This window comes from Streptomyces bullii, assembly GCF_042657145.1.
Classification (GTDB): Bacteria; Actinomycetota; Actinomycetes; order Streptomycetales; family Streptomycetaceae; genus Streptomyces; species Streptomyces bullii.
Map to the genome: position 1 here is coordinate 289,052 of NZ_JBHSNY010000012.1, position 12,270 is coordinate 301,321.

At 71.8% G+C, this 12,270-nt stretch carries 9 protein-coding genes and 1 pseudogene; 5 read left to right on the forward strand and 5 right to left on the reverse strand.

What is annotated here, in order from left to right:
* Positions 1-30: 30 nt before the first annotated feature.
* Positions 31-1,875 carry a GMC family oxidoreductase N-terminal domain-containing protein gene (locus tag ACFPZJ_RS32060; protein ID WP_381028958.1) on the forward strand — a complete coding sequence of 615 codons (1,845 nt, stop codon included), beginning with the start codon at positions 31-33 and terminating at the stop codon, positions 1,873-1,875.
* An 85-nt stretch (positions 1,876-1,960) separates the two neighbouring features.
* On the opposite strand, the gene ACFPZJ_RS32065 is transcribed toward ACFPZJ_RS32060, so the two are convergent.
* Positions 1,961-3,013 carry an LAETG motif-containing sortase-dependent surface protein gene (locus tag ACFPZJ_RS32065; RefSeq protein ID WP_381028960.1) on the reverse strand — a complete coding sequence of 351 codons (1,053 nt, stop codon included), beginning with the start codon at positions 3,011-3,013 and terminating at the stop codon, positions 1,961-1,963.
* An 860-nt stretch (positions 3,014-3,873) separates the two neighbouring features.
* Positions 3,874-4,302, reverse strand: a complete 429-nt coding sequence (locus ACFPZJ_RS32070) for a chorismate mutase (RefSeq protein WP_381028963.1) — start codon at positions 4,300-4,302, stop codon at positions 3,874-3,876.
* Positions 4,303-4,628: 326 nt separating this feature from the next.
* On the opposite strand from ACFPZJ_RS32070, the gene guaA reads away from it, so the two are divergent.
* A complete protein-coding gene (gene guaA / locus ACFPZJ_RS32075; RefSeq protein ID WP_381028966.1) occupies positions 4,629-6,209 on the forward strand; it encodes a glutamine-hydrolyzing GMP synthase in 1,581 nt (526 codons plus the stop codon).
* Between the two features lie 12 nt (positions 6,210-6,221).
* Here the strand turns inward: guaA and ACFPZJ_RS32080 are convergent.
* Positions 6,222-6,695: pseudogene (locus tag ACFPZJ_RS32080) on the reverse strand (pyridoxamine 5'-phosphate oxidase family protein).
* Positions 6,696-7,197: 502 nt separating this feature from the next.
* On the opposite strand from ACFPZJ_RS32080, the gene ACFPZJ_RS32085 reads away from it, so the two are divergent.
* The 3 genes from ACFPZJ_RS32085 (at position 7,198) to ACFPZJ_RS32095 (ending at position 10,640) form a co-directional block, all read left to right on the forward strand.
* On the forward strand, positions 7,198-7,992 hold the full coding sequence (locus ACFPZJ_RS32085) for a class II aldolase/adducin family protein (protein ID WP_381028969.1): 795 nt from the start codon (positions 7,198-7,200) through the stop codon (positions 7,990-7,992).
* Between the two features lie 675 nt (positions 7,993-8,667).
* Positions 8,668-9,927 carry a hypothetical protein gene (locus ACFPZJ_RS32090; protein ID WP_381029007.1) on the forward strand — a complete coding sequence of 420 codons (1,260 nt, stop codon included), beginning with the start codon at positions 8,668-8,670 and terminating at the stop codon, positions 9,925-9,927.
* A 182-nt stretch (positions 9,928-10,109) separates the two neighbouring features.
* A complete protein-coding gene (locus ACFPZJ_RS32095; RefSeq protein ID WP_381028972.1) occupies positions 10,110-10,640 on the forward strand; it encodes a DoxX family protein in 531 nt (176 codons plus the stop codon).
* A 3-nt stretch (positions 10,641-10,643) separates the two neighbouring features.
* Here the strand turns inward: ACFPZJ_RS32095 and ACFPZJ_RS32100 are convergent, their stop codons facing one another.
* Complete coding sequence (locus tag ACFPZJ_RS32100) at positions 10,644-10,886, reverse strand: hypothetical protein (protein WP_381028975.1); 243 nt, start codon at positions 10,884-10,886, stop codon at positions 10,644-10,646.
* Positions 10,873-12,270 (reverse strand): PspC domain-containing protein (locus tag ACFPZJ_RS32105; RefSeq protein ID WP_381028977.1); only part of this gene is annotated, 1,398 nt, incomplete at its 5' end. The genes ACFPZJ_RS32105 and ACFPZJ_RS32100, both read right to left, overlap by 14 nt.

Consider the following 12,270-nt stretch of genomic DNA (forward strand, 5'->3'; position numbering starts at 1 on the left):
GCCCGCACGGACACCCGACGAGGAGAACACGTGCCACAGGACGCCTACGACTACGACGTCATCGTGGTCGGCTCCGGCTTCGGCGGCTCGGTAGCCGCCCTCCGCCTCACGGAAAAGGGCTACACGGTAGGCGTCCTCGAAGCCGGCCGCCGCTTCACCCGCGAGTCGCTCCCCAGGAACTCCTGGGACCTGAAGAACTACCTCTGGGCGCCCAAGCTCGGCATGTACGGCATCCAGCGCATCCACCTGCTGGGCAACGTCATGGTCCTGGCGGGCGCGGGGGTGGGCGGCGGATCCCTCAACTACGCCAACACCCTCTACGTCCCGCCGACACCGTTCTTCGAGGACCCGCAGTGGCGGGACATCACCGACTGGCAGCAGGAGCTGGAGCCGTACTACGACCAGGCACGGCGCATGCTCGGCGTACGGCTCAACCCGACCATGACCCCGTCCGACGTGCACCTGAAGGCAGCGGCGGAGCGGATGGGCTGCGGGGACACCTTCCACCTGGCGCCGGTCGGCGTCTTCTTCGGCGACGGCAAGGACGCCGACGGCACGGTGCGGGCCAAGCCGGGCCAGAAGGTGCCCGACCCGTACTTCGGCGGGGCGGGACCGGACCGGCGGGCCTGCGCCGAGTGCGGCGAGTGCATGACGGGCTGCCGGCACGGTGCGAAGAACACCCTCAACGAGAACTACCTGTACCTCGCCGAGAAGGCGGGCGCGGTCGTCCACCCCCTGACGACGGTCGTCTCGGTCACCGAGGACTCGCGGGGCGGGTACGCGGTCGCCACCCTGCCGACGGACGACCGCCGCAAGGCGAAGGGCCGGACCTACACGGGCCGCCGGGTCGTCCTGGCCGCCGGCACGTACGGCACGCAGACCCTGCTGCACCGTATGAAGGCGAACGGCCAACTCCCGTACATCTCCGACAAGCTGGGCGAACTCACCCGCACCAACTCCGAGGCCCTGGTGGGCGCGCAGACCGACAACCGCCGCTACCGCAAGGCCACCGAAGCGCCGAGGGTCGACTTCACCCGCGGGGTCGCCATCACGTCCTCCATCCACCCGGACGAGAACACCCACATCGAGCCGGTCCGTTATGGCCGCGGCTCCAACTCGATGGGCAGCCTGTCGATCCTCCAGGTGCCGTACGCGAAGAGCGGCACGGGCACGGCACGGGTGCTGGGCTTCCTGGCCCACGCGGCCAGGCACCCCTGGCTGGTGCTGCGCTCCCTGTCCAACCGCCGCTGGTCGGAGCGCACCATCATCGGCCTGGTGATGCAGTCGCTGGACAACTCCCTGACGACGTACCTGAAGCCGAAGGGGGTGGGCCGCGGCCTGCTCACGGCCCGCCAGGGCCACGGCGCCCCCAACCCCAAGCAGATCAAGGCCGCCACGGAGGGCGCGTCGGCGCTGGCCGCCGAGATCAACGGCTTCGCGGGCTCGAACGTCGGCGAGCTGATGGGCACCCCGCTCACCGCGCACTTCCTCGGCGGCTGCCCCATCGGCGCCTCCCGCGAGACCGGTGTCATCGACCCGTACCACCGCCTGTACGGCCACCCCGGCATCTCGGTCGTGGACGGCGCCGCGGTCTCGGCGAACCTGGGCGTGAACCCTTCCCTGACGATCACCGCCCAGGCCGAGCGGGCGATGTCGTACTGGCCCAACAAGGGCGAGACCGACCCACGCCCGTCGCAGGGCGCGGCCTACGTCCGTCTCCAGCCGGTCGAGCCGAAGTCCCCGGCGGTCCCGGCGGACGCCTTCGGCGCGCTGCGGCTGCCGTTCCTGGGCATGCCGGCGGTACCACCGAAGCAGCCGGCACAGCAGACGCCGACACAGACGCAGGCACAGGCACAGCCGAAGGAGAAGGCGTAAGAACGGGCGTGAGAAACGGGCATAAGAAAGGGACCTGTGCCCCCCTCCGAGCTCAGGTCCCTCTCTTGGCTTCGCGCGTTGTGTCTTACGCGTCCGCCCCGGCCTTGCGCCGGCGCACCACGAACACGGCGCCCGCACCGGCGACGACGGCGACACCGCCGACGAGGCCGATCACCGGCAGCGCGGAGCTGGAGCCGGTCTCGGCGAGGTTGCCGGTCGGCAGCTCGGAGACGTCGCCCTGCGGCTTCTTCACCGTGCCCTTGTCCTTGTCGCTCGGGTTGGCGGTGCCCGGGGCGGGGTTGGCGGAGCCGGCCTTCAGGACCTGGAAGTCGTACCAGGCCCAGCCCTCGGCGATGCAGTCCTGTCCGTCGACGTTGTCGAGGTAGGCACCGGAACCGAAGGAGTAGGCGTCGCCGGCCGGGGCCTTGGCGTCGATGCTGACGCGCAGGTCGACGGTCTCGCTCGCCTTCGACTTCAGCTCCTCCAGAAAGAAGAAGTAGTCACCGGCGTAGCCGTCCGCGTCCCGGATCTCGTCCCAGGCACCGGTCTCCGGGTTCTTGAACTCCAGGTCGACGTACGGGCTCAGGAACTTGGACTCGTCGAGCTCGTAGTTCTCGACCTCGGCGTAGAAGGCGACGCCCTTGACGTCGGTGGCCGACTCGTTGGTGACGGTCAGCCGGAAGTCGTGGTAGCCGTCACCCGCGACGATCTTGCCCGGCAGGCCCTTGATGTCCGCGGACACCTTGGCGTCACCGAAGTCCTCGTCCAGCTCCTCGCAGTACGGGACGTCCGGGTCGGTCGGCTCCGCACTCGGCTCGGCAGACTCGGTGGGCTTGGGCTTGGCCGTCTCGCTCTGCGTGGGGGCAGCGGTCGGCGACGAGCTCGTCGGCGTGCCGGTCGGCGTGTCGGTGCCGGTCGGCGTGGAGGTGACCGTGTCGGTCGGCGTCGTCGAGGCCGTGTCGGTCGGGGTCGCGGCCGGCGCGGTGGTCGCGGTGTCGGTCGGCGTCTCCGACGACGTCTCCGTCGTCCCCGTGGGCTCCGTCTGCTCCGTCGCGAACGCGGCGGGCGCCGACAGAAGTGCGAGCGGCGCTATGACCGCGGTCGCGGCCGCGGTGGCCATGGCACGGCGAAGCTTCATGAAGACCTCGTGGAGTCCGGCGCGCTGCGGTGATCGCAGCGCGAGCTGGGGGGAGGCCTCCGCCTGTGGGGTGCGGGTGTGGCCCTTGTTTCGGCATGTTTGATCCGCGACCGCTGTGAATGGTTGCGCCCGCATTCACAGATTTCTTATGTGGCCTGCGTCACATGTGGATGGGCCGGGTTGCGCCGTCGAACGGGGCGGGCGGCCGCACGCGGACGCGGAAGTGTGGACGCCGACATGGATGCCGACGCCGACGTGACGTGAACGCCGACGTGGACATGGGCGCCGATGCCGGCGTGGACGCCGACGGGGACGCGGGCGTGGACGTGCGAAGGGCCCCGCGGGGCGGAGCCGCGGGGCCCTTCTTCTCGTCAGCACCGACGTCAGGGCAGCGTCGGTGCCTGGAAGCGGCGCCGGGGGGTTGCGCCGCTGGACTCGAACGCCCCGAGGGCGGCGCCCCGGTGTGCAGGGGGCGCATGGCTGGTCTCGACCTCTGGCACTGCGGGGCTCTGCGTCGACCAGGGCAAGGCAATGGCCAGCGGGGGACTTGGGCTTCTACGCATCGTGCTGGATGGGCGCGGCCACCGCAACCGTTTCACCAGAAGTTGGACATTTTCTGCCGGTCGACCCCGGGCGTCCCCGGAGCCGACCGTTCTCTTGGTGACCGGGCTGCTGTCCCCTGCCGTCCGGTCACTTCCCTGGAGCGAGATCCCACGACGTGCGGCACGATCCGTACGTCTCATCGCCCCAGCGATCCACGCGTGGTTCCTTCGGGCCCGCCCCTGGCTGGCACGGACACCGGGACCAACGAGCGGGCCCCGCGCGCGGTCACGCGCCGTACGGGTGAGGGCCGCGGGAACTCAGACGCGGCCCCGGCACAGTTCGAGGAGCGTCATGGCGAGGGACGTGCCCGGCTTGCCCAGCGCCTCCCGGTAGCGGCCGAGGATCTCCATCTCGCGGGAGAGGTTCACGCGCCGGCCGCCGGAGGCGATCCGGGCGTCCTGGATGACGGCGGACACGGCCATGCGTTCCTGGATCAGGCCGATGATCCGGTCGTCGAGCGCGTCGATGCGCTCCCGGGCGCCGGTGATCACGCCGACGGCCTCGCTGGTATGCGCGCCGGTGTTCTCCGTACCGGTGTTCTCCGTACCGGTCTTCTCCTTGACGGTCTTCTGCGAGCCGGTCCTGTCCGTACCGGCCTTCTCCCTGCCGGTCGTGCCCGTGCCGGTGGTGATGCCGGTCGTGCCGGTCCTGTCCGTGCCGGTCTTCTCCGCTGCGGTGGTGGTCATCTCGGGGTCTCCTCGGTGGACGGTGCCCCGGAGCGACAGGACCCGGAAACGCCAGGCGCCCCGGACCTTGTCGGCCCGGGGCGCCTGGGAAGTCGCTTGTCAGTTGCTCAAGCAGCACGACCATGGCAGCCGGCGGGCCGGGTGCCATAGGTAAAGAGGAAGGTCTGGTGCGTGAGCATGCGGTCAGTATGCCGTGCCGCTCGGTGACGTCCAACACGGTTCGCATGGTGAGACGGGCGTCCGCCGCCCGGCCCGGGACGTGTCCCACCGCCACCTCGGTAGAATCGGTGGACACAAGCCCCCGCCCCACCGCCGGAAGGCACCCCGTGTCATCAGCGACTCCCGCTGCCACCGCCCCCGACACCGTCCTGGTCGTCGACTTCGGCGCGCAGTACGCCCAGCTCATCGCCCGTCGCGTCCGCGAGGCGCGGGTCTACAGCGAGATCGTGCCGAGCACCACGCCGGTCGAGGAGATGCTCGCCAGGAACCCGGCGGCGATCATCCTCTCCGGCGGCCCCTCGTCGGTGTACGAGGAGGGCGCCCCGACCGTCGACCGCGCGCTCTTCGAGGCCGGCGTCCCCGTCTTCGGCATGTGCTACGGCTTCCAGCTGATGGCGCAGAGCCTGGGTGGCACCGTCGACAACACCGGCGCGCGCGAGTACGGCCGTACCGACCTGCACGTCTCCAAGGCGTCCTCCACCCTCTTCGAGGGCACCCCGGCCGAGCAGGCCGTGTGGATGTCGCACGGCGACGCCTGCTCCGCCGCCCCGGAGGGCTTCACCGTGACGGCCTCCACCGACGTCGTCCCGGTCGCCGCCTTCGAGAACGACGAGAAGAAGCTCTACGGCGTCCAGTACCACCCCGAGGTGATGCACTCCACGCACGGGCAGCAGGTGCTGGAGCACTTCCTGTACCGGGGCGCGGGCCTGAAGCCGAACTGGACGACCGGCAACGTCATCGACGAGCAGGTCGAGGCCATCCGTCAGCAGGTCGGCGACAAGCGTGCCATCTGCGGCCTGTCCGGTGGCGTGGACTCCGCCGTCGCCGCCGCCCTGGTGCAGAAGGCCATCGGCTCCCAGCTGACCTGCGTCTACGTCGACCACGGCCTCATGCGCAAGGGCGAGACGGAGCAGGTCGAGAAGGACTTCGTCGCGGCGACCGGCGTGCAGCTGAAGGTCGTCGACGCCGAGGAGCGCTTCCTCAAGGCGCTCGCCGGGGTCACCGACCCCGAGGAGAAGCGGAAGATCATCGGCCGCGAGTTCATCCGGGTCTTCGAGCAGGCGCAGGCCGAGATCATCGCGGACGAGGGCCCGGCGGTGGAGTTCCTCGTCCAGGGCACGCTCTACCCGGACGTGGTCGAGTCCGGCGGCGGCACCGGCACCGCCAACATCAAGTCCCACCACAACGTCGGCGGTCTGCCCGAGGACCTCGAGTTCAAGCTGATCGAGCCGCTGCGCAAGCTGTTCAAGGACGAGGTCCGCATGGTCGGCCAGGAGCTCGGCCTGCCGGAGGAGATCGTCCAGCGCCAGCCGTTCCCCGGCCCCGGCCTCGGCATCCGGATCGTCGGCGAGGTCACCAAGGAGCGGCTCGACCTGCTCCGTGAGGCCGACGCCATCGCCCGCGAGGAGCTGACCGCGGCCGGGCTCGACCGGGACATCTGGCAGTGCCCGGTGGTCCTGCTCGCGGACGTGCGGTCCGTCGGCGTCCAGGGCGACGGCCGGACCTACGGCCACCCGATCGTCCTGCGCCCCGTCTCCTCCGAGGACGCCATGACGGCCGACTGGTCGCGTCTGCCGTACGACGTCCTCTCCCGGATCTCCACGCGGATCACCAACGAAGTCAAGGACGTCAACCGGGTCGTCCTCGACGTGACCTCGAAGCCGCCGGGGACGATCGAGTGGGAGTGAGCCCGGAAAGCCTCATGTGCGCTTGATCGTGCGCAGGGGCTCGCCCGGCTTCCAGACCTCGACGACGAGGTACTTGTCGTCCTCGACGTGGGTCCGGACGATCTCCGTGAGTTCGGTGCGGAAGAGGTGGAACGGCAGTGGCGGTTCCACCTCTTACACGTACCGGGCCGTCGTCTCGGGATCGTGGACCTCGATCGCCCGTCCGCTGATCCGGACGTCGCCGCCGCCCATGCCGGTGCCCTCCCCGGGGTTCGCCTGGAGCGCGAAGCGCGGGTCGCGGAGGAGGTCGAGCGCCTTGAGCGAGTTCGGCATCATGCCGAGCCACAGCTCGCCGTTCAGGAAACGGACCTCCAGACCCGTCGTACGGGGCGAGCCGTCCTTGCGCAGGGTGGCGAGGACGTGGTGCGTGTAGGCGCCGAAGCGCTCCTCGACGGTCTTCGCGAGATCGGGCTCGGCGGTCGCGAAAGCTGCCCAGTTCACTGTCATAGGGGCAGTCTCCCCCCGATACCCGACACCTTCTGTCGGGTATCCGGGGGTTTCCGCGTCCCCTCGGGTGATCCCACTCCGTGCGGCACCGGCCGAACGAACCGCTCCCGCCCCTCCTCGTCCCGCACCGCCGTGCATCCGGCCGCCCCCGAGGCGCTCGGCCAGTTTCGCGCGGCGCGCCGCCGCGAGTGCGGCGTCGTACTGGATGAGCGTGGTGAGCGCCCGCACCTCCGCCCGGGTCTCCGGTACCGGTGTCAGCGAGCCCAGGTACATGCCCGGCACCGGCCGGCCCGTGCCCGGCTGCGGGAAAGCGGCCAGGCGCAGGGACGCTCCTGGCTGGCTGAACAGTGACCCGGTACTTCTGGTTCCGGACACCAGACCCACCAGTCACCCGGAGGGTTGCACACCCCCTCCCCCGCCGCTTCTTTACAGAACAGGCCTGTCTTCCCGGGCTGCCCGGAGGTAACTTCCGCCCCGTACCGCAATCAGAGCTGGAGGATCTATGCACGGGCCCACCCCGCCCCTGCCGCTGCCCACCGACCGGCTGCGGTTCGCGATGCCGCCGATGCACGAGTCGGTCGAGGACGAGCGCCGGCACCGCAAGGAGCGGCTCGCGGGCGCGTTGCGGATCTTCGGCCGGCTGGGCTTCGAGGACGGGGTATCGGGGCACATCACCGCACGCGACCCGGAGTTCAGCGACTGCTTCTGGGTCAATCCGTTCGGAATGCCGTTCAAGCACGTCACGGTGAGCGACTTGGTGCTCGCCAACTCGGACGGGCAGGTGGTCGAGGGCCGCTACCACGTCAACCAGGCAGCGTTCACCGTGCACGCCCAAGTGCACGCGGCCCGCCCCGACGTGGTCGCAGTCGCCCACTGCCACTCCGTGCACGGCCGGGCCCTGTCGGCGCTGGGGGACCTGCTGGACCCGATCACCCAGGAGAGCTGCGCGTTCTACGAGGACCACGCCCTGTACGACGCCTACACCGGGGTCGCCGTCGACGCCGACGAGGGGCGGCGCATCGCCACCGCGCTCGGCTCCCGCAAGGCGCTCGTGCTGCGCAACCACGGGCTGCTGACGGTCGGCGACTCGGTGGACGCGGCGGCCTGGTGGTTCGTGTCGATGGAGCGTTCCTGCCAGGTGCAGCTGACGGCGAAGGCGGCGGGCCGGCCGGTCCTGATCGACCACCGACTGGCGGTGGCGACGCGGGAACAGCTGGGCGGGGACCTCGTGGCGTGGATCAACTACCAGCCCCTGTGGCAGGACATCAGCAGGAGCGAGCCGGACCTGCTGAGCTGAGCGGCGGGCCGGGCGGTGACCGCGGAGGCGCGGGCCGACGGGTGCCGGGCCGACCGGTGGGCCGCGGCAGCCGGGCGGTGACCGGGTGGTGACGAGGGCGGTGAGCAGGTTGCGGCGGGCTCTGCCCCGCAGATCGAGGGCGTACGGCTCCGCCCCCCGGCGGCAGTTCGGGGAACGCGACCGGGCCGGGCGCCGAGTGCCTCGCCCAGGAGATCCGCCAGGCCCTCCCCCTCGACCAGGCAGCCGGGTCAACACGGCGCCCCGGAGTTCACCCGTGCTGACCAGACCTGGCGTACGTGGTGCGGGTGATGTAGGGAACAATTCGCTGTCGGCGCACGGGTGTTGTCGTAGGTGTCGGTGTACGGCGGCGGCCCCGGTTCTCCGGAGGCCGCCGGTGGTTCGGTCGCGGGGAAGGCGGGCGTCGGCGTGGCGGTGCGGGAAGCGAGAGAGGGCGGTGCGGACGCGGGTGCGAGCGGCGGCGCACGGGGGAGTGCACACGGGGGTGCGGACGTGAGCGCCTTCGGCAGCGCGCAGAGCGGTGCGCACAGTGGTGCGCCTCTCGGGGGACAGGGGAGTGCTCAGGGCGGCGCGTATCCCCCGAGTCAGGGAAGCGGCTGTCCCGGGGGCCAGGGTGGCGCCTACGCCGTCGCGCGGGGCGGTACCCCGCTCGGTGCACTGGGGAGCGCGCAAGGTGGTGCGCATCTGGGTGGCTGCACCTGCGGGAGCTGTCCTCACGGGGCGCGTGAGGGGCACCGGCAGGCGGTCGCCGCGTTCGTGCGCCTGCGCGAGGAGTTCGCGGCCGGGCAGGGGCTGCCGGCCGCGGTGGCCCATTCGGCTTCCGCCTCCCGCCAGTGGGTCTCCGAGGAGCTGACCCAGTCCGCGGACCTCGTCGCCGAACGCGGGCGGGCCGAGGGCGAGGCATGGCTGGCCGGCCTGTGGCGCCGCGCGGCGTGCGTGGTCTGGGCGCTGGTCGTGCTGCTGTTGGTGGTGCAGTCGCTCACCGCGATCGGCGCGGGCTGGACCGCGGCACGCACGGCCGGGTTGCTGGCGGCGGTCGTGGTCGCCGCGGCGCTGACGGCGGCGTCGTGGTTCCACCGGGCACGCGGCGGCGCGCTGGCCCCGGTGACCGGCGAGGACAACCGCCTGTCCACGTCCCGCGCGGTGGCGGCGGCCTGGGTGCTGTTCGTCGCCTACGCGGTGCTGGTCCTCGTGGGGCGGCTGGTCGCGGCCTCCCGGCCCGGGGAGCGCGACGCGCTGATCTCCGGGCTGGAACTGGCCCGGGGCGCCGGTGTGGTGACCGTGCTCGCCGTGGTCTGCGGGATCGCCGTCCTGGTGCGGCGCGTGGTCGGGTTGCGGGTGCTGGGACAGCGGCTGCAGAAGGTACGGGCGCACCGGCCGCGTGCGGCGGACCTGCTGACCGACGACTCGGGGCGGGGTTCGTTCGCCGACATCCAGTACGTCGTGATCAGCGCGGTGGCTCTGGCCTTCGCGGTGGCCCGGCTGGCCCGGCGGCCGGACCAGCTGCCGGATCTGCCGTGGGGGCTGGCGGTGGTGGTGCTGGTGTCGGCGGCGACGTACCTGGCCGGGAAGTACTCCGAGGGCGGCCGTCCGGTGATCCTGTCGGTGGTGCGGGCGCGGGAGGTCGGCGATCTGGACGCGCCGATCCGCACCGGGGACGACATCGAGATCCGCGGGGCGGGCTTCGTGCCGCCGGGTGCGCAGGGTGCCGACCGGCTGTCCCGGATGGTCGTCCGCATCGGCGCGGTGAACGCCCATGTCCCGTTGGTCCCGGTGCCCGGCGGCTTCAGCAACCCGACCGACACGGTGCTGACCGTGCCGGTGCCGGCCGACGTGGAGCCGGGCCGCGTGGAGGTGCAGGTGGTGACGGCGGCGGGCGTGGAGACGAACCGGTACGTGATCGACGTGACGGAGTGAGCACACCGGGGGCGGATCGGCCAGGTGGTGTTGCGCCGGGCGGACAGCCCGGTGCATGCGACGCACCTGGTGGGGCCGGGCCGGTTGAAAACCTCTCGGCGCAGGATTGAGCCGGGCCTCTTCGTCGTACGTATGGTCTGTGAGGGGGTCAGGCATCGGCGGGTGAGAGGCGGCTGGCAGCGATGACTCACAGTATGCGAACGGACACGCAAGCTCCCCACTTCGACGATGGCCGTGACTGGCGGGACACCGCCACGCGCTACGCCCTCCTTCCCCTGCGGGTCTTCCTCGGCATCACCTTCATCTACGCCGGCCTGGACAAACTCACCGACGGCGCCTTCCTGAAAGAGGCCGGTTCCGGGTCGATCGGCGACACGATGCGTGCCGTCCGTGACTCGTCCGCCATCCCGGCCCTCGTCGACTTCGCCCTGAAGAACCCCGTCGGCTTCGGCTACGGCATCGCCATCGGAGAGGTCGCCGTCGGCATCGGCACCCTGCTCGGTCTCTTCGCCCGCCTGGCCGCGCTCGGCGGCGCGCTCCTCTCGCTCAGCCTCTGGCTGACCGTGAGCTGGGCCTCCGACCCGTACTACTACGGCAACGACCTCGCCTACCTCATGGCCTGGATCCCCCTCGTCCTCGCCGGTGCGCCCCTGCTGTCCGTGGACGCCGCCCTCCGCGCGCGGCGACGACAGCGGCAGGGTGATTATCAGTAGCCGTCAGTTCGGTCCGGCCGCTCCCGCGTTGTCGGCTTCCCGGCGGCCCGCTCCTCGACGCCGGCGGGCACGGCCCGTCAGGAACCCCACCGCACCGGCCAGACAGAGCCAGCCCACGACGACGGGTATCACCGCGAACCAGGGGGTCTCCCAGGCGCCGCCCGCGTCACCGGCGTAGATGACGCCCGCCAGGGCGAGGAAGAACCCGGCGACCAGTTTCCCGGGCTGGAAGTCATGACGCAGCACGGCTGACCTCCACCTGTCCCACGCCCACCTGGAGGTCCAGGTCGAGCGTGCCGCCCTTCGTGACGCCCTGGGCGGGCGACAGGGTCATCTCCTCGTGCTTGCCCGGCTCCACGTCCACGTCCCTCTTCTCGTCGCCCGGCAACCGGATGTCGCCCACCCCCACGTCGACGGTCAGCCGCACGGTCACGTCCTCGGGGACGATCACCCGTATCCGGCCCGCTCCCACATCGGCCCGGGTCACCACCGTCTGCCCCCGGGCCACGTCGACCCGGGACAGGTCCAGGATGCCGACGCCGCTGCCGACGTCGTACTGCTGCCGTACCTCCGCCACCGCGGCGGGCCGCCAGGTGGTGCGTGTCCACTGCGTGCCGATGTCCTTGGGGAGCGCCGCGGAGCCGGCCAGCAGGCCCGCCGTGACGACCGCCAGGAAGACCGAGCCCGCTCCGGTGCGACCGAGGAACGCGCTGAGCGCGATGCCGAGGCCGAGGACGGCGAGGGCGCAGGACAGTCCGGTCTGCAGACTGGTGCCGAGCGGATGGTCCTCCCACGTCAGGCCCGTGCCGAGGCCGCCCGCGAGCAGGGCCAGCAGGAAGACCCAGCCGCCGATCCAGCGGGGGCCGCGCGGAGTGGCCCGGGGGCGCGCGGTGAGCGCGTCCTCCCGGCCGCCGCCGTGGGTGCCGAGACTGATGTTGACGGCCGCCGCGACGTCCAGGTCGCGGGAGTCCCGCGGGCCCCACAGATAGCCCGTGCCGCCGACGTGCGTGCCGTCCTTGACGATGGGGTCACGCCACCAGGAGGGGAAGGCGGCGGGGGCGGGCGGCGCCTGGGCCTCCGGCGGGGCGTCGGCCGCGGCCTGGGCGGCCAGGGGGTCGGGGCTGGGAGCACCCCGCTGCCGCGACCAGTACCCGGCGCCGGCCAGCAGCAGGGAGAGGACCACGGCGAAGGTGAGCACTCCGCCGTTGTTCAGCAGCGTGAGGAACACCCCGCAGCCCACCAGCGCGAACAGCACGGCGGTCAGCGCCTGGCCGTCGACGCGGCCGGTCAGCAGTTTGCGCACCTCGTTCTCGTCCTCGTCGTCGAGGGGGACGAAGAGCCAGGCGAAGCCGTAGTAGAGGAGGCCGATGCCGCCGGTCGCGGAGAGCACCGCGAGAGTGATCCGGAAGATCACCGGGTCCATGTCGCACTGCCGCCCCAGTCCGGCGCACACCCCGGCCAGCATCTTGTGCCGCCGGTCGCGCCGGAGCCTGGCCGGAGGCCGCGTCGTGTCCCCCTCTTCCCGCGTGCCCGCACCCCCGTGCACGCCGGAGGGCCCGCCCGTGCCGGGCGCAGCCGCCGCGCCGGCCGGGGTGCCGCCGGCGCCGGGGCCGCCGCCGGGCTCCGCGGG

Excerpts from the sequence above, each read along its gene's own strand:
- ACFPZJ_RS32065 (WP_381028960.1), bottom strand. The coding sequence starts at position 3,013 with ATGAAGCTTCGCCGTGCCATGGCCACCGCGGCCGCGACCGCGGTCATA.
- ACFPZJ_RS32085 (WP_381028969.1), top strand. The coding sequence starts at position 7,198 with ATGCACGGGCCCACCCCGCCCCTGCCGCTGCCCACCGACCGGCTGCGG.
- ACFPZJ_RS32095 (WP_381028972.1), top strand. The coding sequence starts at position 10,110 with ATGACTCACAGTATGCGAACGGACACGCAAGCTCCCCACTTCGACGAT.
- ACFPZJ_RS32070 (WP_381028963.1), bottom strand. The coding sequence starts at position 4,302 with ATGACCACCACCGCAGCGGAGAAGACCGGCACGGACAGGACCGGCACG.